Source organism: Halorussus litoreus (assembly GCF_003382685.1).
Lineage (GTDB): Archaea > Halobacteriota > Halobacteria > Halobacteriales > Haladaptataceae > Halorussus > Halorussus litoreus.
Map to the genome: position 1 here is coordinate 34,181 of NZ_KZ859503.1, position 19,469 is coordinate 53,649.

Sequence of the window (19,469 nt, forward strand, 5' to 3'; positions counted from 1 at the left end):
GCGAGTCGGCGGCCGCGGTCGTCGCAACGACCGCGGCCGCCGACTCGGCCGGCAGTGGGATTTCCAGTTCCGACTCGCCGGTCGGTGACACTACCGACACCGACGTCGGCGCAGCCACCCGAGAGGCAGCCCGGAGCGTCGGCGGCACCGGCGGCGGCACCGCTCGACGGGGGTACGCCCGCTTCGATTCCGAAACGGACGCGACCGAGTTCGTCTCGGCGTTCCGGGAGGCCTCGACATGACCGACGATTGCGCGACTGCTGGCGACCCCGGCTCGCGCTCGGCGACCATCCGGACCGAGGTCGACGACGCGGCGGTGCTCGCGGGGTCGGTCCGCCCGGACAACACGTCCGAGATCGACACGCGGGTCGAGCGCGACGATGGGCGTTCCGCCGTCGTCACGACAATCGAGCGCGACACGACCGGCGGTCTCCGAACCACGGTCGACGACTACGTCGTCAACCTCGCGGTGGCCCAGGAAGTCGTACAGATCGCCAACCGACACGCAGATACGCAGACCAACACTACACACGACAAATGAGCGAACGATCAGTATCCAAGCAGAAACAGGAGAAGCGCTGGTACACCATCCACGCGCCCCAGGAGTTCGACCGACAAGAGCTGGGCGGGACGCCCGCCGACGAGCCCGAGAAGGTCGTCGGCCGGAACATCGAGACCACGCTGGGCGAACTCAAGGGCGACGCGAGCGAGAACAACACCAAGCTCACGTTCAAGATCGACGACGTGGGCAGCGACTCAGCCTACACTGAGTTCATCAAGCACGAGCTCACCCGCGACTACCTGCGGAGTCTGGTGCGCCGCGGTGCCTCGAAGATCGAAGCGTACGTCACCGTACTGACGACCGACGACTACCGCGTCCAGATCCAGCCGGTCGCGTTCACCACCAAGAGCGCGGACGCGAGCCAGGAGAAGGCCATCCGCAACACGATGGTCGACATCGTCGAGGAGGCCGCCGAGGACCGCACGTTCGAGGACCTCATCGACAGCGTGGTCGAGGGACGGCTCTCCTCGGCCATCTACGGCGAGGCCAAGACCATCTACCCGCTCCGCCGGGTGGAGATTCAGAAGGCGACGATGGAAGCCCGACCCGAGGAGGTCGCCGCCGAGGAGGAGACCTCCGTGGACGTCGACGAGGAAGAAGTCGAAGTCTGAGCGCGGGTTTTTCGTTTCGGTTCGATTTTCGTTCCGTGATGTCGTCTCGTTCGTCACCGCCGGATCCGGTCTGCTTCCGAGGCCGACCGCGAAGAAACGCTGCGAGGTAGCCGGCGTGAACCGACGCGACCATTCAGGAGGACGAGGTATCGAGTTTCCAGCCGGGGTCGTATCCCGTGCGGTCGATGTGTTCGGCTCGACACGCCGGGCAGTAGTCGGGCGTCCCCGTGACGCTCCGGGGGACGTAGACCGCGCCGTTACACTCCACGCACGCATCGGCAACGACGGTCGCGCACTCGACGCAGACATTGAAGTCGTCGACCGTGAGTTCGCGCAGGGGTTCGAGTTGTTTGTCCAAAGTGTACTCGTCGATGACCGCCTGACAGTTTTGGCACGGTTTCATGGCGATGCACTCGGGACCATGCGACCGCCCCACATAGGACTACCGCCTCCAGCAGTCCCATCGTCGTTTCGACTATCGGTTGTCCGAGAGCGAAGTCCCTATTCCGTCACCACGACCTGTCCGACCATCCCCGACGGTTCGTGCGGGATGCAGAAGTAGTGGTAGGTTCCCGGCACCTCGAAGGTGTGCTCGAAGCGCTGACCCGAGTCGATGCGCCCCCCGAACTCCTCCTGCCACTCGTCCAGGGCGGCCTGCTCGGCGTCGAACCCGCCGGAGGCGAAGTAGTCGGCCTCTTCGGGAATCTGGTCCTCGTAGGCGGTGACGGTGTGGGCTCGGTTGCCGGTGTTTCCCCAGACAACCGTCTCGCCCACTTCGACCTCGATCTCGGTGGGGCGAAAGAACGCCGCGCCCATGCCCACGTCGTACTCCCCACCCGCGCTCGCGCTTCCACCCAGAAACGCGTTGCAGCCGGCGAGGCCGACCGAGGCGAGCGCCGCGCCCGAAGCGAGGAACGTTCGGCGGTCCATGGTCGACACTCGGGAGGCAAACGATATATGCCTCACGAAACGTCCGACGGCGATACTCGTCGACTCGCGCTCGCCGAATCCGACTCCGCTACGCTCTCGCGACCAGTTGCAAACCCTTAAAATCGGTCGAACCGAATCCCCCGACAAGAATGACTGCAGATAGCTCCGACGATGGCGGGCCGCCCGTAGTGTACGACCTCGACCCCGACTGCACGGTCGAGGACGTGGCCGAGGGCAACTACTACCGCGCCACGGTCAACGGCGTGGTGGACTACGGCGTGTTCGTGGACGTTTCGAGTTCGGTCTCCGGGCTCGCCCACGAGTCGACCTACGACGGCAGCTACGAGGTCGACGACGACCTCGTGGTCGAACTCACCGAGATCCGCGAGAACGGCGACCTGAGTTTCGAGCCCGTAGAGGTCGGCGACTACGAGACCCAGCAGGTCGGCCACGACTACGACGTCGCGGACGCGGGCGAACTCGGCGACCGGATCGGCGCGACCGTCCACCTCGAAGGCGAGGTCGTCCAGATCAAGCAGACCGGCGGCCCGACCATCTTCCACGTCAGCGACGAGACGGGCGTCATCCCCTGTGCGGCGTTCGAAGAGGCGGGCGTCCGGGCCTACCCCGAGGTCGAGATCGACGACGTGGTCCGGGTCACCGGCGACGTCGAGGAGCGCGACAACGCCCTGCAGGTCGAGGTCGACAGCCTCGACGTGCTGGCTGGCGAGGAGGCCGAGACCGTCCGCGGGCGACTCACCGACGCACTCGACGAGCGCGCCGAACCCAACGAGGTCGAACCGCTCGTGGAGTGGCCGGCGCTCACCCAGATGTTCCCCGACCTCGAAGAGGTCGCTCGGCAACTCCGCCGGACGGTCCTCGAGAGCCGACCCATCCGCGTGCGCCACCACGCCGACGGCGACGGGATGTGCGCATCCATTCCGGTCCAGCTCGCGCTCGAAAAGTTCATCGAGGAGACCCACCACGACCCCGAGGCCAAGCGCCACCTGTTCAAGCGCCTCCCGAGCAAAGCGCCGTTCTACGAGATGGAGGACGTGACCCGCGACCTCAACTTCGCGCTGGAGGACCAGGCCCGCCACGGCCAGAAGCTCCCGCTCCTGTTGATGCTCGACAACGGCTCGACCGCCGAGGACGTGCCCGCCTACGAGAACCTCGCGCACTACGACATCCCCATCGTCGTGGTCGACCACCACCATCCGGACCCCGAAGCCGTCGAGCCGTACGTGGACGCCCACGTCAACCCGTACCTGTACGACGAGGACTACCGCATCACGACCGGGATGATGTGCGTCGAACTCGCGCGGATGATCTGGCCGCCGATCACCGAGGAACTGCGCCACGTCCCCGCGGTCGCGGGTCTGTGCGACCGCTCGAAGGCCGACGCGATGACTGACTACGTGGAGCTCGCCGAGTCGGAGGGCTACGAGGAGTCGGTCCTCCGGGACGTCGGTGAGGCGCTCGACTACGAGGCCCACTGGCTCAAGTACGATGCGGGGCGCAACCTCATCAACGACGTACTGAACGTCGGCGGCGACGAACAGCGCCACCGCGAACTCGTAGAGTTCCTCTCCGATACCGCTCGATCGGAGGTCGACGACCAGCTCGACGCCGCCATGCCCCACGTCGAGCACGAGCGACTCGACAGCGACGCTCACCTCTACCGCATCGACGTGGAGAACCACGCCCACCGGTTCACCTACCCCGCACCGGGAAAGACCACCGGCGAGATCCACGACCGGAAGGTCCAGGAGACCGGCGACCCCGTCATCACCATCGGCTACGGCCCGGACTTCGCGGTCCTCCGAAGCGACGGCGTCCGCCTCGACATCCCCCAGATGGTGTCGGAGCTCGACGAGGAGATCGTCGGCGGCGGCGTCTCTGGCGGCGGTCACCTCGTCGTCGGCTCCATCAAGTTCGTGCCCGGCATGCGCGAGGAGGTCCTAGACGCGCTGGTCGAGAAGATGGCCGACGCGGAACTCGACGAGGAGCTCCAGAGTACCGTGGTCGGTCACGAGCAGGACGACGACTGAGCGTCCTCGGCTCGCCCGTCAGTTCTCGAACGCGACCTCTCGTTTTGCAAATGCTATCGCCGCGAGTGCGCCGACCGCTACCGCGACGAGCAGGCCGACCGGAATCCGATTGCCGTCGTCAGGCCCACCCTGACTCGCTCGCCAGTCGGCGTCGAACGCGTCGGCGTAATACGAACCGACCTCACGGCCGCGTAAGACGACCGCGACCTCCCGGTTGTCGCGCGCGGAGTTGTTGTTCCAGTTCAAACTGCCGACCACGGCCGCGTCGCCGTCCACGACCACGCCCTTGGCGTGGATCTTCTCGTAGCGCCCCCGGGGATTCGCGAGGCGGGCTTCGAGGGGCAGGTTCTCGCGCTCCGCGCGGTCGTTCAGCCACTCGACTAACGCACGGTTCTCCTCCTCGGCGTACCACGCGCTGCTGAGCAGAATCCGAACCTCGACGCCCCTGCGGGCGGCCCGGAGGGTTGCGCGGAGGGGTGGGAAGCTCCGGCTGCCGATGCCGACCTGCTGGACCCGGATCGACTCGTTGGCCGAGTCGAGCAGCGCGACCAGATTCGACTCGGCGTTGTCCGGCGCGACGAGCAGTTCGGCCGAGTCGACGCTGACGTTCTCGGGCGCGAGCTTCGAGGGGTAGCGTCCGTCCGAGGCGTTCGCGGTCTCGAAGCTCTCGCCCCGGCTGAACTCGTCCCACGGCGTCGCGCCGCGCCAGTCCGCGTCGGCGCGGAACACCGCCGCGAGGCGGTCGGCGGTCCCCTCGTCCCGGACGACGACGCCCCAGCCGCGACTCCCGTGGCCACCGGTCCCCGCGGGCTTCCAGTTCTCGGTCAGCACGAGCGCGCGGTCGTCGGCGACCGCGTACTTCGGGTGGTGGAACTCGTAGCGGGCGAGCGAGTGGCCGAGGACCCGGACCTCGACGCCGCGTGCGACCAGCGAGTCGAGCACGTTCGCCTCGCGGCGGGTCAGCCCGCCGACCGGTCCGGCGTCGACGAGCAGCCGGACGGCCACCCCGCGGTCGGCCGCGGACGCGAGCGCGTCCGCGGCCCGCGAGGAGGTGAACGTGTAGCCGGCGACGAGCAGTCGCCGGTCGGCCGTTCGGAGCGTTTCGATGGGGGCGCCGGGCGCGTCCGGGAGCACGAACGCCCGGGCTTGTGCGGGCTCGGACCGGACGGCCTCGAAGTCGGTCGCGCCGAGCGGGGTCCACTGCCAGTCGGCTTCGCCTCCGCCTTCGGAGCGGTGCCAGCGTTCGGCCTCGGGCGCATTCTTGTAGGTGACGGTCGCGGTGACTGCCCCGTCGCTGGTCAGCCGAACGGTCTCGCCGGTGTTCGCAAGCGAGAGGTCGCTCCCGAGTCCGAGGACGCGGTGATCGGTTCGATTCCGAGCCGCGGTGGGGTCCGAGGAGATCGCGACACGGCCCGAGACGGTCGTGTTCGGGAGGCGAGCGGTCGCGTCGTCGTCGGCCAGCGACCACCCCGAGAGGTTCGTCGCGTTCGGAAACCGGGCGACGACGAACTCCCCGGCGTCGCGGTCGGCCGCGGGGTTCGGGTAGACTGCGACGATGTCGGGGCTGCCCGTATCGCCGACACCGGCCGCGCTCGCTGAGTCGTCGTCGGCCGGCGAATTTCCGGGAGCAGGTGCTGTCGCGGGAGTAACCGCGGGCACCGCCGAGAGAGCCATGACGACGGCAAGGGCGAGTCCGACGACCGGAGGAACCGAACTGGAGCGGGACACGGGGGGCTTTCGTCCCGCTTTCGGACTTAAACCTTCGGGGACCGGTGGCTTTTTGCTCGACAGGTTCGCCGACTTGGATATGGTGGACTTCGTGCTGGCACTCGAACTTGCTGGCTACGCGCTCGGCGCGCTCGGAGCGTCGCTGGTCTTCTTCGAGTTCTTCCAGATCCCGAGCTACGTCGAGTACAGCGAGGAGTACAACGACTACAGCGTCGACATCTCGCCGATGGAGGTGACCGAACACACCTGGATCGGCCGCGTGGGCGCGTTCCTCATCGCCGTCGCGTTCGCGTTGCAGTTCGTGGCGGCGCTACTGGGCTAAGAGGACGGCTATTCGGTCGACGGGTGGACCACGTTCCGGCAGTCGGGACACTCGGCGAAGCGGGCGGGGCGTCCCCCGGACTCGTACTCGATGAGGAGGAAGTCCCTGGCTATCTCGTTGCCGCATTCCGGACAGTAGCCGAGCGTTTTCGCGTTGAGCGACATGCGAAGTACACGTATTACAAAAGGACAACCACGTCTTTGTTATTTAAGGGATACTCGGGGGCAGTGATCCGGTATCGTCACACTAATCGCGTCGCTACGGGGTCAATGTAGCACTGAAAATCGATAGTCGGCGATTACGTGGCGACGAAGTGATGCGACGGGAGCCGAAGCGACCCTACGCGGCCGGTTCGACGTCGGCCGTCGCTTTCTCGGCCTCGGACTGAACGAGGTACGCCCGGTCGTTGGCGAACGGTCGGACTGCTTCGAGCGCGCGCTCGGTGCCGATCTGGTTGAGCCCCCACGCCGCGCTGGCCCGGACCTCATCGGCCTCGTCGTCTTCGAGTACGTCCGCCAGCGGGTCGATGGCGCGGGTATCACCGATGAGTCCCAGCGCGCGGGCGGCCCGGCTCCGGACCGAGGCGTCCTCGTCGTCGAGTCGGTTCGCCACGTCCTGGGTCGCCTCCTCGCTGCCGATCTCACCGATGGCCTTCAGCGCGGGCTTGGCGAGGCCGGGGTCGGAGTCGGCGTACTCCAGCACGGCGTCGAGGCCCTCCTCGTCGCCGATCTTGCCGATGATCTTGATGGCGTCCTCGTCGCGCCGCCCTGCGCGCTCGACCATGGTGTCGAGCGACTCGGCGTTGCCCATCCGAGCGAGCGCGTCGAGGCAGTGCTCCTCCATGAAGTTCGAATCCATCTTCTCCAGCGCGAGCAAGACCATGTCGGCGCGGTCGCGCTTCTCCCAGACCTTGAGCGCGTGCCACTCCGGCGGGTAGTCCTTGCGGTGGTCGAGCACGTCGAAGTAGCCCTCGGCCTGCAACTGCTCGCGGACGGTGAGGTCGTCCCACTCCTCGGCGTCGTCGACGCCCGCCGTCAGTTCGTCGGTCGCCGCCACGAGGTCGGCGATGGTGTCGGCGTCGTCGTCCGGGTCGAGGTCGGCCTCGCCGATGGCGACGGCGGCCTCCTCGATGGCTCCGGCGAGGTCCTCGACCTCGGTCGTGACGGTCACGCCGAGACTGGTGCCGAGTGCCTCGTCCACGTCCGCGACGAACGCTTCGACGGTCTCGGCGAGTTCCTCGCGCCCGAGGTCGGTCCACTCGGTGTCCTCGACCGTCTCTCCGGCCGCGCTGGCGTCCTCGACCACGTCCTCGGCGTACGGACCGCGGGCCTCTTCGAGGTCGCCGCGGAGTTCCGAGAGCCGGTCTTCGAACTCCTCGCGGGGCCCCGCCTCGTCCTCGTCGTCGGGTTCGGGCAGGTCGGCACGCTCGACGTGACCCTCGATCTCGTCGAGATGACTCTCGACCTCGTCGAGGTCCGCCTCGGTCTCGGCGGCCTCCAGTTCGGCTTCGGCCTCGTCGAGTTCGGCCTCGATCTCCTCCTCGGAGAGGACGGGCTCGACCGCCTCTTCCTCGGCGGACGCTTCGGCCGCCTCCTCCTCGGTGGTCTCTTCGGCGTCGGTCTCCTCGTCGCTCATTCGTCCCACCCCGCTTCGCTTGCCGGACTCATATGGTCGAAACTCCGTGCGTACGCTTCAAGAGCGTTTCCCTTCCAACTCGGACGGTACTCGATTGAAGTCGTGAGAAAATCCCTTCCTGTCCTCGAAACGTGTAAACGCTTGGAGCTGACTGCTCGTAGAGATGCAGTTTCTTTTCCGAAAGCCCCCGGTCGCTCGCGGTCGCTCAGCGGGATATCTGGCGCGCGCAGTGCTGCGCTCGCCGTCAGAGGCAAGCTCTGACGAGCCTGTGCTCGCTTCGCTCGCGCAGACGCCAGATAGTGGCCGCGCTGAGACGACTGAACTGAACGCGAGCGACCGGCCCCTTTCAGTCCCACCCGATAGCTTGCGTCACCGAGTGATTCCGGAGAAAGAGTCACCTGCCTCAGTCGCCGCTGCTGGCCTCGGGGTCGGGGGCCTCGGATTTGCGGGCTTCCGACTCCCGAGTTTCGGATTCGCGACTCCCTGATTCACCAGCTGACTCACGAGTGTCCGACCCGCGGTCGTCGCCGGCCGACGCGCCGGTGTCCGGCGCGTCGGCGGGCGACTCGTGGACCTCCCGCCAGTAGAACCGCGGCGCGAGCAGGAGGTACGCGAGCGCGGCCGCGAGCAACGCCGTGGGGAACGCCCGCCCGAGCGCGAGCGGGGCCGCCACCGCGAGCGCCTGGAGACCGCCCATCACCAGCGCGTCGCGGGCGAACAGATCCGGGTAGGTCACGCCGGTCACCATCAGGTACGCGAACGCCCCCGTCGCACCGAGCACCACCGCGGCGTCGGTCACGCCCGCGAGCACCGCGGCGGCGATAAGCGTCGCCGCGAGCGTGGTCTGGACGCCCTCGGTGTGGTCGTTGCCCACGTCGTAGGCGGTGTACAGCGCGAGTCGGACGACCGCCATCGCGACGTACAACGCGGGAATCGCGAACGTCGCGGCCGCGGCCGCCGAGGGCTCGGCGAGTCCCCACTGCTGGCGCGCGAGGACGAACGCCAGCACGGCGGGCGCGACCCCGAACGAGGCCACGTCCGCCAGCGAGTCGAGGTGTTCGCCCGCGGGCGTGCTCCCGAACTTCCGGGCGACCACGCCATCGAGCCCGTCAGCGATGGCGGCGAGCAGGACGAGCCGGGCCGCCAGCTCCGGATCGACCGTCGCCGCGACGACCGCGAGAAAGCCCAGCGCGGCGTTCGTCGCGGTCACGGCGTCGGCGAGGCCGAGCCGACCCACGAACCGGGGTTGCATACCTACCCGGTGTGCGACCGCGGTCTTACGTCTTTATACTCGGAAGGGCGTCGAAGCGGACTACTCGCCTCCGACTTCCGATGGGTCGTCGTCCGTCGCCTCGGTTATCGCCGTCGCCACGACGACGAACGCGACCAACCCCCAGAGGAGTACCGGATGGAAGTACGGCGTCGACTGGAGGTACCAGTGGGCGAGGCCGCCGAGGAAGAACAGCGTCACCGTCGTGAGCAGGACGGTGTCGTGCTCCCGGAGTGCGGCCCCGAGCGAGATTCGTCCGGAGTCGTGACTGTGCGCAGTGGCGCTCGCCCGCCGTCGCATCTCGTCGCCGACCAGATAACCGATGGACAGCACGCCCGAGAGGAGGGAGATCAACGGGGAGAGCTGTTCGAGGTTCATGTGCCACCGGAGACGTGTCGCTCGGATGTCTTAAATCGTCTCGTTGTATCCGAACGCGACGGGACGTCGTCGCATCTGGACTCCTGACAGTGGTGCGGATCTGCGTCGTCGTTCGCCCGAGTCGACTGGCGCGACGGCCGAGTCGAATCCTGAAGCCACGACGGGAACCGAAACGGGAGTATCGACTGGTCGGCAGGCGAAACGTCCCGGACATCATCACCGGGCGATGGCGGGCGGTTCGCAACCTTTAGAACGCGCCCGACCGGAAGTGAGTCCATGCGGCTGTTCCGGTCGAGCGAGATACTCGGCATCGCCGAGGACGCCCTCCAGTTCGCCCTCGCGGCGTCCGAGGACGCCCACCCCCACGAGTACATGGGCTTCCTCCGCGGGGAGGACGCCCACGCGCTCGGGCTCGACCAAGACGGCACCGTCATCACCGACGTGCTTGTCATCCCCGGCACCGAGACCAACCCCGTGAGCGCGACCGTCAAGACCAGTCAGGTCCCGAACGACTTCAACTCGGTCGGGTCGGTCCACTCGCATCCCAACGGCGTGCTCAAGCCGAGCAAGGAGGATCTGGCGACGTTCGGGCGCGGGAAGGTTCACATCATCATCGGCTATCCCTACGACCGCGGGGACTGGAAGGCGTTCGACCGGACGGGCGAACGCCGGGAGCTCGACGTGCTCGACGTGTCGCTGCCGGAGGGCGAATCGTTCTTCGACTTCACGCAGGCCGACATCGACGCCGAGATGGATTACGACTTCGACGAGGACACACGATGAGACGCGACGCCAACTCCGACGAGACGCGAGGACCGACGACGAGACGCGGGAACGGAACGGGGCAGGTGGCATGACGGCAGACGACGCGACCCACGTCGTCGCACAGGGGACCTTCGACCTGCTCCACCCCGGCCACGTCCACTACCTCCGGGACGCCGCGGCGATGGGCGACCGGCTGACCGTCATCGTCGCGCGCCGGGAGAACGTCACCCACAAGGAGACGCCCGTCCTGCCGAATCGCCAGCGCCGGGACGTGGTCGCCGCAATCGACGCGGTGGACGACGCCCGCGTGGGCCACCCGGCGGACATCTTCGCGCCCATCGAGGAACTCGACCCGGACGTGATCGCGCTCGGTCACGACCAGCACCACGACGAGGCCGCCATCGAAGACGAACTCGCTCGGCGGGGGGTCGACTGCGAAGTCCGGCGTTCGGGGGCTCGCGAGCCCGAGTACGAGGGCGAACTGCTGTCCACCGGCCGGATCATCGACCGGATTCTCGAAGAGCGGGGATAGCAGTAGTTAGCAGTTCGATTTCGTTGGTGGACACTGCTCACGGAACTCGCAGTAAGTACAGAGCGTGGCTGTATCACGCATAGAAGGCGTGAGTTCTATTGATCTCTTCCTTGACCGACGGAAGATGTACTGTAGGAAACACCTCGATGAGCAGAACACTCTATAAGACAATTATCGTACGTTACGCGAACTCACATCTCTAGTATCATTGCTAAGTCGAGGCGGTCAGACTCGTCTCGATAGCCGTCATACAGCGATCTGGCCCACGACAGAACAGCGGGGGTTTCAGTAACCACGATTCCCCGTATCACGCGATCTTCGTCCAACGTTTCACCCATCCAGATTACAACTTGGGTGTCGAAGATGTGCATGTTAATCGGGACCTCACCATCATACGTCCAGACTTCATCTCGGTCTACTCGCGCTCGCCAGAGCGAGATCTGTTCCGGTTTGTCATCGATATCGGCAAACCAGTCTGCTTGAATGACGAGTTCCGCATCTAATTGTCCAGCTTCTGCCTGTTCGTGGATGATTTCTAAGTATCGCCCCATCGCGAGTTCTACGAGTGAACGCACTTCGGTCGCAGTACGCAGCATCTCCGCCACGTAATCAAACGGTTTGGACGGCGTCGGCGGAGTCGGGGTGATGATCTCGGCGTCGCGGAAATGACGGAAGTCGAGTTCGTGGGCAGGCGATGGCAGCCACGCGATGGCCTTCCCGAGATGTTGTACACCTTCGAGCGTTTCTTGGTAGGACCGAAACTCCTCGATCATGACCGCTCCCATTTCCGTGAGTTCGTACTGGCTACCTTCGGAGTCGATCCACCCTCTTGATTCACCTTTATCGAGAACCCGCGCGACGGTTGACCGTGAGGCTTCGGTTTGCTCTGCGAGGGCACGACTCGTTGTCGATCCGTCAGTGAGTACCTCGAACACGCGTACGCTGTTTGCTGAATTCGCGAAGAACTGGATCGCATCCAGTGTCGCATCCATGGTCATTGGTAACTCACCACAGAGACTCCGTATTGTACGCTACCTACGTGAGGTCGCTAATAGCTTTTGCAGGGGGTGGGAACGTTCGCAGAGGACCGGATACGTCCTATCGAATAGGACTATGGACCGATCAGGCGTTACACGATAGCAGGGTCCATTGCGGGCCCGGGGAAAACCAATGGGACGACCATCGAAGCACGAAAGCTGTATCGACCGACGAACGTTTTTGAGGACTGGAACGACTGTTGCATGTGAAAGTCTCGTAACAGGAATTGGAAGCGCGAGTCGAGACGTGACGACGGTTCCGAAACGTCGTTTTGAGATGGGGGACTCGTTTGCAGTCGGAGACGGAAGAGTGACGGCGTACGCTACCACCAACTCGGTGACAGAGGTTACGTCGCTCGGTTTGCACGTCGATAACGGCGCACTCGACGCATTGGGCAACGAGGAAGTGACAACGAGATTGTCATTTCCGTTGGAAACGACTGCTGGCGACGCCATCGACCTCCATCAGTTCACATTCCTACAGTTCGACTACGTACCGGAAGGACATTGGCCGGAAGGCGTCTACGACACGCCCCACTTGGATATCCAATATTTTATGCTCGACCGATCTATCGTCGAAAGCATCACGCAACGACCGGCGACCTACTCGATTCCGAAGGCCCAGATGCCTGCGGACCACATCCGACCTAACGTAGTCGATACAGACGACGACGGAAGTCCCGATACGCCGATTGTCGAGGCCGGGCGGGGCGAACCGATTGCCGACCCGAGTTCGTCGGAGCATCAGGAGGACGGGGAGTTCACGCACACACATATCTACGGAGCGTCCGACCCCGACGGTGACGGCGTAGGACAGCTCACACTATTTGAGCCGATGGTGACCGTCGACTTCGCCGATCGACTAGATACGGTGACGGATGTCAAATTGAACACGCCAGCAGCGTACGCCGCTGCCGACAAGTATCCGACGTCGTACGTGCTCCAACCCGAGGGTAACGGCGGAATCTACGTCTCGCTGACCGACTTCGAGTCGTTTCCAGGGCCGAGTAGATAAATGCACGGCCGAACGCAAGCGGACACGTAGAAGTAGCTAGCATTCAAACAAACGACTGCGAAAGCCATGTCGCTCACACCGCTGTCAGCAGAAACAGCGGCTATTGCGTTCCAACACAGCGGTGAGGGACCATCTATTACATTTGCACCGCGTACTCAGCGAAACGGCGTTCCACTGTTACACCGTAGCTGAACGATGGGCCAAAATACCAACTACCGGGACGACAACTCCTACAGCGAGTCCCACGCAGTCAGCGCGCGCGGCCACGAGGTGAGGCCCGCGATCCAGCGCGCGGCGACGAACTTCTTGAGGAACTTCGCGGGGTAGGAGTTGAAGGTCCGGATGGGGACCGTGACGGGACCGGCGCTCACGTCGTGAGCGATGGCCTTCTCGCCGATGGAGACGAGCGTCCCCTTGTCGTCGTACGTCCACGTCTCCAGCGGGCGGCCCTCGATGGTGCGCGCGACGTTCTCGCCGGCGACCTCGGCGGCCTGCCACGCGGCCTGCGCGGTCGGCGGCGCAGGGTTGTCGCCCTGATCGACGACGGCCGAGTCGCCGATGGCGAACACGCGGTCGTCGCTCGTCCGGAAGTCCGACTCGCAGGTGACCCGGTTGTGTTCGTCGTCGAGACCGCAGTCGTCCATCGCGTCGCGTCCGGTGATACCCCCGGTCCAGACGAACACGTCGTACTCCAGCGGGTCGCCCTCGTCGAAGTGGATGGCGTCCTCGTTGGCCTCCGTGATGGGGTCGTCGGTCATGATCTCCACGTCGGCGTCCTCCAGACGCTTGCGGACCGCGCCCTGGAGTTCCGAATCCTGGCCCGGCATGATCTCGTCGAGCGCCTCCACGAGGTAGACGTCGATGGGCGCGCGGCGCTCGTCGCGGAACCGTGCGACCTCGCCCGCGCTCTGGATGCCAGACAGACCAGCGCCGCCGATGACGACCTGCGCGGGGTCGTTCCGGGACGCTTGGCTCGCAGCTTCGGCGACCTGCTCGTGGATGTCGAGCGCGTCGTCGAGGCTCTTGAGCGTCAGCGCGTGCTCCTCCATTCCCGGGATGCCGTAGTAGGCGGTCTGGCTCCCGAGAGCGACCAGGAGGTAGTCGTACTCGACCGTTCGGCCGTCGAGTTCGACCACCTGCTCGGCGGTGTCGACGCCCTCGACGGTCGCCTTCACGAACTCCGTGCCGGGCGAAGCGATCTGGCCCACGGGAATCGTGATGTCGTCCTGCACCCCTGGGTCCCTGATCGCGCGGTGGGCCTCGTGGAGGACGAGATGGTAGTCGTTGTCCGAGATCCACGTCAGATCCGCGTCCACCCGCTGTAGCTCCGTCTCCAGCTTCTGAATCGCGCCAGCACCGGCGTACCCCGCGCCGAGCACGACGACCTTCTCAGTCATACCGAAACCTCAGGAGGCCTCCGATACAAAGGCTTTGAAACCCTGTTCGGGTGGGTGTGAGTGCCTAACACGGCCAAACGCGCCCGCAAGACTTGCCGGCGCGCGATAGCTTCGGCATTGTCGACCCGTGAGCGACGAATGTAGCGAGACGAAAGGTGCAGCGAAAACTGGGTTTCAGCGCTCGCGGGGAGGCCTCAGTGTTCGGGCTGCTCGGCGGGCGCTTCCATCGACTCGATCTTCAGGATGAGGATGTTGCTGGTGTCGTCCTTGCCGTCGACGGTGCCGGTGATGGCCAGCTTCGACAGCGGCGTGGGACCGACCTCGACCTTGTCGCCCTCGTGGAACTCCCGAACAGAGCCGCGGAGGTGGAGTTCGGCCCGGCAGAGCTCGGGGTGGTAGACGCTGGTGAGCGAGATCTCCTCGACGTTGGCGTCCTCGACCGGCTCGCCCTCGTGGGTGAGCCCGACCTCGGCCTCGTTGTCCATGTCCTGCACGCCGAGCGCGTCGAACGCTTCGGCGGTGGGCTTGTAGCCGCCCTTCGGACCGGGGACGCCTTCGACCAACTGGAGGGCCTTCAGACTCTGCATCTGGTTGCGGATGGTGCCGGGGTTGCGGTCGACCTGCTCGGCGATGTCCTCGCCTTTGACCGCGTCCTCGGTCTCGCGATGGAGATTTACCAGAGCGGTGAGGATCGTCTTCTGACTCGCGGTCAGCTCGATGGAAGCCATTGTGGGGAGGTTGGCAAGGGGCGGCCTTAAATGCGACGAACCGCCCAACGACGGCGTTAGTTGCCACGAATGCGTCACCGTACCGTGGTACGCAACCCCGTTCTGTCGGGGAGGCCCATAGGTTGCGCCCGCTCAGGACAGTCCGCCTTCCCCTCCGAAGGCAGAACGGAGCGACACCGATTTGGCGGTGTAGGCGGAGTTACGAACCATGCAAGGCAAACGCGTCCTCGTCACCGGCGGTGCCGGATTCATCGGGTCGAACCTCGCGAACGCGCTCGCAGCGGACAACGAGGTGCTCGCGGTCGACGACTGCTACCTCGGCACTCCGGCAAATCTGGACGACAGCGTCGAGTTTCACGAGACGAGCGTGCTCGACGACGACCTCCCGACCGATGGGGTCGACGTGCTCTACCACCTCGCCGCGCTGTCCTCGCTCACGATGCACGAGGAGAGCATCGCCGGGCTCCGGCGCGGCGCACGAGTCAACGTCGAGGGGTTCGCCAACGCGGTCGAGCAGGCTCGACAGGACGGCTGCGAGACGGTGGTGTACGCCTCGACCTCCTCCATCTACGGCGACCGGTTCGAGCCCTCGCCCGAGGAGATGGACGTGGAGGCCCGCACGGGCTACGAGGCGTCGAAACTCGCTCGCGAGCGCTACGGCGAGTACTTCGCGAACGCCCACGAGATGAGCGTCGCCGGGATGCGCTTTTTCTCCGTCTATCAGGGCTACGGCGGTTCGGAGGGCCACAAGGGCGAGTACGCCAATATCATCTCGCAGTTCGCCGACGACGTCGCCAGCGGCGAGTCACCGGTCATCTACGGCGACGGCACCCACGCGCGGGACTTCACCCACGTCGACGACATCGTCCGGGGGCTCGAACTCGCGGCCGACCACGAACTCACGGGCATCTACAACCTCGGCACCGGCGAAGCGTACACCGCCAACGAGGTCGTAGAGCTGCTCAAGGCCGAACTCGACTCGGACGTCGAACCCGAGCACGTCGAGAACCCCATCGACGACGACATGTTCGTCCAGGGGACGATGGCCGACCCCACAAAGATGTGGGAGGCGACCGGCTGGGAGCCCGAGATTAGCTTCGAGGAGGGCATCGCGGAGGTCTGCGCGCAGTACGAGTAACGACCCCTCGGACGGCACACTGTTCTCGCAATTCTCTCGGCAATCGGAAATCACGACTTCTTTACACCGGGTCGCCGAACGCTCACACATGAACCGACAGGTGCGGATCATCGGCGCGCCGATGGACCTCGGCGCGAACCGACGCGGCGTGGACATGGGACCGTCGGCCATCCGATACGCTGGCCTCGCGGCGGAACTCGCGGACGCGAACGTCGAGTCGACCACCGACGCGGGCGACCTGACGGTCCCACGCGCGGAGGAGCGCGACCCCGACGCCGAACAGCCCGCCGAGGGGTCGGCCAAGTTCCTGCGCGAAACCGCCGACCTCTGCACTCGGCTCGGCGACGAGGTGGCCGACGCCATCGCGGACGACGCCTTCCCGCTGGTGCTCGGCGGCGACCACTCCATCGCCATCGGAACCGTGACCGGCGCGGCCCGGAACGCCGAACTCGGCCTCGTCTGGTTCGACGCCCACGGCGACTTCAACACACCCAAGACCTCACCGTCGGGCAACGTCCACGGGATGCCGCTGGCCGCAGTCCTCGGAATCGGCGACTTCGCCGACACCGAGTGGGCCAACGCGCCGAACCTCCGCGAGCAGAACGTCGCCATGGTGGGCCTCCGGAGCCTCGACGACGCCGAGCGCGAGGCCATCCGCGGGAGCGACGTGACCGCGTTCACCATGTCGGACATCGACGAACGCGGGGTCAAACCGGTCGTCGAAGACGCCCTCGACGTGGCGACCGCGGGCACGGACGGCATCCACGTCAGCCTCGACGTGGACTGGCTCGACCCCAAGATCGCGCCGGGCGTGGGCACGCCGGTCCGGGGCGGTGTGGTGTACCGCGAGGCCCACTCCGCGCTGGAGACGGTCGCCGAGCGCGACGAAAAGGAAGACATCCTGCGCTCGCTGGAGGTCGTCGAAGTGAATCCGATCCTCGACGAGTCCAACGAGACCGCGGAACTGGCGACCGGACTGGCCGCGAGCGCGCTGGGGAAGCGGATCCTATAGAGATCTGTTAGCTATATTCTTATTTGGCTGGGAATTACGTGATTTCTCGAACCACCGAACGAAACCCGGATCGAAGTAAGTCGATATGAAGCCGACCGACCGACGCCGTAGGCCCCGTCCTCCACTGTTTCTTAGTTCTACATCGAGTCGAATCCGTCGAGGGTTGCACCCACGAGCTTGGCCTCGGCCTTCCGGAGATGCTCGCCAGCCGTCTGTGGAGTACAGCCGAGTTCGTCCGCTACGTCCGCGTGGGTTGCGCGTCTCGGATGGTCATAGTAACCCACCTCGCGGGCGCATTCGAGCGCCTCGCGTTGGCGATTGCTAAGTTTGGACTCGGGCGCGGACTCGTCCGGCACGGACTCGATTTCGTCGACTTGGACACGGACGCCCGGTGGGGCGTCGTCGAGTGCCGTCTGTAGCGGTTCGGGGTCGCCGACTATCTGAAATGACATCGTGCCCTTGCGGTAGACTATCGGTTTCCGGACGACCAGTCCCGTCTGGGCGCGTGCCTCTCGAATCGCAGCGAACATGTGTGATTCGAGTGGTCGCATCACCGCCAGCGCGTAGGTGGGGCCGTTCTTGCGTGTCGAGAACTCGACGGACTCGATGGCCGGGGCGTCGTCTGCACCCTCGACGAAGGCCGCCGGGTCCCCGTCGATAGCGAAGAGGACCGTCTCTCGCTCACCAACAGTCGTGTTCCACTCTAGGACGCGGGTCTCCACGATGGTGGGGTCGTGAGCGAGAAGCGTGAAAAACGTCGGTGCGCGCTCGGCGTCGACGTGAGCGGTCACTCGGAGATGTTTCACATATCGGTTCTCGGGGGATTGCCTTTTAAATCCGCCTTCCATGCAACGCAAAATCCCCATTCCCGACGGGGCCGTCATCTCCACCAATGACTGCCACACCGGAGGAATCGACCTTGCGAGTTGGGCGACCGCTGAACGACAGACGGGAACCGAAAGCGGAACCAGTCCTGACACTCGACCCCGACGGACGGCCCGCAAGACTGTTGCGAGAGTCTCCGTACCCTCTCGCGTCGAGTCCGGGCGGGGAAACGTGGGCCGCATTATTAGAGCGCCCCGAAGACGGGAAATCTGATCGTCCGGTCTTACTCCAGTGGCTCGGCCCCGAGGGTACCGAACCGCCGAGCCACGTCCACCCGACGACGGAGACCTTCGAGGCCATCGACGGCGAACTCACAGTCACTGTTGCGGGGGAGACGCGACGACTCGGACCCGGCGAATCCGTGACTGTCCCAGCCGAAACGGAACACGCCTTTCGTAACGACACGGACGATGTTGTGGCGTTCAGGGCCGAACTCCCCTCGATGCGGACCGTCCACTCGTTGTTTACTGTCTGGGGGTTGGACCACGAGGGTGCGTTCGGCGGCGAAGACGAGTACGGTGAGCCGGGCCCGATACAGGGCCTCGTGCTGGCCGAGGACCTCTACGACGAGACTCGGATGACGATGGCACCGCTCGTCGTCCAGCGACTGCTGTGGGCCACCATCGGCCGCGTCGCCCGTGCGGTCGGCTATTCGGGGATCGACGAGCAGTACGTCGATTCGGTGTTCTGGGAGCGCCACGTCGAGCAACTGTAGATCGTATCGTGAATAGCGAGTAAAGGAAAATAAACCGATACTATCAAGTTCGCGGCCCGCTCCCTGAAAGCAAATGCCCGACTACGACGCGGTGCTGTTCGACAACGACGGCGTGCTGGTCGAACCGCCGGGAGACGAGGCCCTGCGCGAGGCGGCCGAATCGGCGTTCGCGGCGGTGGGAGTCGAGAATCCGACCCCAGACCACGTCGTCGACGTGATTCGCGGGGTCACGCCCGACCTGCTGGCGGAGGTCTGCGGGACCTACGGCGTCGACCCCGAACCGTTCTGGAAGGCACGGGATCGCCACGCCTCCGACGCCCAGCTCGCGGAGTTCCGGGACGGGAGTCGGGACCGTTACGACGACGTAGCGGCGCTCGCGGACCTCCGGCACGGCCTCGACCACGGCATGGGCGTGGTGAGCTCGAACCAGCACGCGACCGTCGAGTTCATCCTCGACCGCTACGAGTTCGGCGACCACTTCGAGACCTACTACGGCCGCGGGATGGGCGTCGAGGACCTCCGCCGGAAGAAGCCCGACCCCCACTTCCTCGACCGCGCGATGGCCGACCTCGGGGCCGACTCGGCGCTATTCGTCGGCGACAGCGAGAGCGACGTGGCGGCCGCCCACAACGCGGGCCTCGATTCGGCGTTCGTCCGGCGCGAGCACTGCGCGGGGGTCGAGTTGTCGGTCGACCCGGACTACGAGGTCGCAGACCTCTGGGACGTCGCAGAAATAGCGACCGGCCAGCGGTGAGTTT

21 protein-coding genes and 3 pseudogenes are annotated in these 19,469 nt (G+C 65.5%); 13 read left to right on the forward strand and 11 right to left on the reverse strand.

The window, feature by feature from the left end; genetic code table 11:
- The 3 genes and pseudogenes from DPQ64_RS19425 to DPQ64_RS00185 all read left to right on the forward strand — a co-directional run.
- Positions 1-242 (forward strand): annotated as a pseudogene (locus DPQ64_RS19425) (hypothetical protein); the annotation flags it as partial.
- A complete protein-coding gene (locus DPQ64_RS00180; RefSeq protein WP_115862333.1) occupies positions 239-541 on the forward strand; it encodes a KEOPS complex subunit Pcc1 in 303 nt (100 codons plus the stop codon). The pseudogene DPQ64_RS19425 and the gene DPQ64_RS00180, both read left to right, overlap by 4 nt.
- Positions 538-1,173, forward strand: a complete 636-nt coding sequence (locus DPQ64_RS00185) for a 30S ribosomal protein S3ae (RefSeq protein ID WP_115862334.1) — start codon at positions 538-540, stop codon at positions 1,171-1,173. Before DPQ64_RS00180 ends, DPQ64_RS00185 begins: the two co-directional genes overlap by 4 nt.
- Before the next feature lie 133 nt (positions 1,174-1,306).
- Here the strand turns inward: DPQ64_RS00185 and DPQ64_RS00190 are convergent, their stop codons facing one another.
- Both DPQ64_RS00190 and DPQ64_RS00195 read right to left on the reverse strand, forming a co-directional pair.
- Positions 1,307-1,576: a DUF7571 family protein gene (locus tag DPQ64_RS00190; RefSeq protein ID WP_115862335.1), complete on the reverse strand. Its 270-nt coding sequence runs from the start codon at positions 1,574-1,576 to the stop codon at positions 1,307-1,309.
- Positions 1,577-1,674: 98 nt separating this feature from the next.
- Positions 1,675-2,103, reverse strand: coding sequence for a plastocyanin/azurin family copper-binding protein (locus DPQ64_RS00195; protein ID WP_115862336.1), 429 nt, complete (start codon positions 2,101-2,103; stop codon positions 1,675-1,677).
- A 149-nt stretch (positions 2,104-2,252) separates the two neighbouring features.
- On the opposite strand from DPQ64_RS00195, the gene DPQ64_RS00200 reads away from it, so the two are divergent.
- Entirely contained in the window at positions 2,253-4,154 is a 1,902-nt protein-coding gene (locus DPQ64_RS00200) for a DHH family phosphoesterase (protein ID WP_115862337.1), read from the forward strand.
- Positions 4,155-4,172: 18 nt separating this feature from the next.
- On the opposite strand, the gene DPQ64_RS00205 is transcribed toward DPQ64_RS00200, so the two are convergent.
- Positions 4,173-5,882 carry a phospholipase D-like domain-containing protein gene (locus DPQ64_RS00205; protein WP_232820433.1) on the reverse strand — a complete coding sequence of 570 codons (1,710 nt, stop codon included), beginning with the start codon at positions 5,880-5,882 and terminating at the stop codon, positions 4,173-4,175.
- Positions 5,883-5,961: 79 nt separating this feature from the next.
- Here DPQ64_RS00205 and DPQ64_RS00210 point away from each other — a divergent pair, with 79 nt between their 5' ends.
- A complete protein-coding gene (locus tag DPQ64_RS00210; RefSeq protein ID WP_198661956.1) occupies positions 5,962-6,204 on the forward strand; it encodes a hypothetical protein in 243 nt (80 codons plus the stop codon).
- Positions 6,205-6,212: 8 nt separating this feature from the next.
- On the opposite strand, the gene DPQ64_RS19035 is transcribed toward DPQ64_RS00210, so the two are convergent.
- The 4 genes and pseudogenes from DPQ64_RS19035 to DPQ64_RS00225 form a co-directional block, all read right to left on the reverse strand.
- Entirely contained in the window at positions 6,213-6,368 is a 156-nt protein-coding gene (locus tag DPQ64_RS19035) for a DUF7837 family putative zinc-binding protein (protein WP_198661957.1), read from the reverse strand.
- A 175-nt stretch (positions 6,369-6,543) separates the two neighbouring features.
- Entirely contained in the window at positions 6,544-7,839 is a 1,296-nt protein-coding gene (locus DPQ64_RS00215; RefSeq protein ID WP_115862338.1) for a HEAT repeat domain-containing protein, read from the reverse strand.
- A 529-nt stretch (positions 7,840-8,368) separates the two neighbouring features.
- Positions 8,369-9,091, reverse strand: a pseudogene (locus DPQ64_RS00220) (protein sorting system archaetidylserine synthase); the annotation flags it as partial.
- A 60-nt stretch (positions 9,092-9,151) separates the two neighbouring features.
- Complete coding sequence (locus tag DPQ64_RS00225) at positions 9,152-9,487, reverse strand: hypothetical protein (RefSeq protein ID WP_115862340.1); 336 nt, start codon at positions 9,485-9,487, stop codon at positions 9,152-9,154.
- A gap of 276 nt (positions 9,488-9,763) precedes the next feature.
- On the opposite strand from DPQ64_RS00225, the gene DPQ64_RS00230 reads away from it, so the two are divergent.
- On the forward strand, positions 9,764-10,270 hold the full coding sequence (locus tag DPQ64_RS00230) for a Mov34/MPN/PAD-1 family protein (protein ID WP_115862341.1): 507 nt from the start codon (positions 9,764-9,766) through the stop codon (positions 10,268-10,270).
- A gap of 70 nt (positions 10,271-10,340) precedes the next feature.
- On the forward strand, positions 10,341-10,784 hold the full coding sequence (locus DPQ64_RS00235) for an adenylyltransferase/cytidyltransferase family protein (RefSeq protein ID WP_115862342.1): 444 nt from the start codon (positions 10,341-10,343) through the stop codon (positions 10,782-10,784).
- A gap of 191 nt (positions 10,785-10,975) precedes the next feature.
- Here DPQ64_RS00235 and DPQ64_RS00240 read toward each other — a convergent pair whose 3' ends face one another.
- Positions 10,976-11,782, reverse strand: coding sequence for a helix-turn-helix transcriptional regulator (locus tag DPQ64_RS00240; RefSeq protein ID WP_115862343.1), 807 nt, complete (start codon positions 11,780-11,782; stop codon positions 10,976-10,978).
- Between the two features lie 172 nt (positions 11,783-11,954).
- Here DPQ64_RS00240 and DPQ64_RS00245 point away from each other — a divergent pair, with 172 nt between their 5' ends.
- Entirely contained in the window at positions 11,955-12,836 is an 882-nt protein-coding gene (locus tag DPQ64_RS00245; protein ID WP_157971533.1) for a hypothetical protein, read from the forward strand.
- A 230-nt stretch (positions 12,837-13,066) separates the two neighbouring features.
- Here the strand turns inward: DPQ64_RS00245 and DPQ64_RS00250 are convergent, their stop codons facing one another.
- Together DPQ64_RS00250 and DPQ64_RS00255 are read right to left on the reverse strand one after the other, a co-directional pair.
- Complete coding sequence (locus DPQ64_RS00250; protein WP_115862345.1) at positions 13,067-14,233, reverse strand: NAD(P)/FAD-dependent oxidoreductase; 1,167 nt, start codon at positions 14,231-14,233, stop codon at positions 13,067-13,069.
- Between the two features lie 194 nt (positions 14,234-14,427).
- Positions 14,428-14,961: an Rrf2 family transcriptional regulator gene (locus DPQ64_RS00255; RefSeq protein WP_115862346.1), complete on the reverse strand. Its 534-nt coding sequence runs from the start codon at positions 14,959-14,961 to the stop codon at positions 14,428-14,430.
- Positions 14,962-15,169: 208 nt separating this feature from the next.
- Between DPQ64_RS00255 and DPQ64_RS00260 the strand changes: the two genes are divergently transcribed.
- Together DPQ64_RS00260 and rocF are read left to right on the forward strand one after the other, a co-directional pair.
- The gene (locus DPQ64_RS00260) at positions 15,170-16,099 is read left to right on the forward strand and encodes an NAD-dependent epimerase/dehydratase family protein (protein WP_115862347.1); all 930 of its coding nucleotides are present in this window, start codon (positions 15,170-15,172) and stop codon (positions 16,097-16,099) included.
- A gap of 88 nt (positions 16,100-16,187) precedes the next feature.
- Positions 16,188-17,111, forward strand: a complete 924-nt coding sequence (rocF, locus tag DPQ64_RS00265) for an arginase (RefSeq protein ID WP_115862348.1) — start codon at positions 16,188-16,190, stop codon at positions 17,109-17,111.
- A gap of 137 nt (positions 17,112-17,248) precedes the next feature.
- On the opposite strand, the gene DPQ64_RS00270 is transcribed toward rocF, so the two are convergent.
- Positions 17,249-17,917: a helix-turn-helix domain-containing protein gene (locus DPQ64_RS00270; protein ID WP_232820434.1), complete on the reverse strand. Its 669-nt coding sequence runs from the start codon at positions 17,915-17,917 to the stop codon at positions 17,249-17,251.
- An 86-nt stretch (positions 17,918-18,003) separates the two neighbouring features.
- Between DPQ64_RS00270 and DPQ64_RS19430 the strand changes: the two are divergent.
- From DPQ64_RS19430 to DPQ64_RS00280, 3 genes and pseudogenes are all read left to right on the forward strand, one after another.
- Positions 18,004-18,402, forward strand: a pseudogene (locus DPQ64_RS19430) (cupin domain-containing protein); the annotation flags it as partial.
- Between the two features lie 9 nt (positions 18,403-18,411).
- On the forward strand, positions 18,412-18,711 hold the full coding sequence (locus DPQ64_RS19435; RefSeq protein WP_232820443.1) for a hypothetical protein: 300 nt from the start codon (positions 18,412-18,414) through the stop codon (positions 18,709-18,711).
- Positions 18,712-18,784: 73 nt separating this feature from the next.
- Positions 18,785-19,465, forward strand: coding sequence for an HAD family hydrolase (locus tag DPQ64_RS00280; RefSeq protein WP_115862351.1), 681 nt, complete (start codon positions 18,785-18,787; stop codon positions 19,463-19,465).
- Positions 19,466-19,469: the final 4 nt, after the last annotated feature.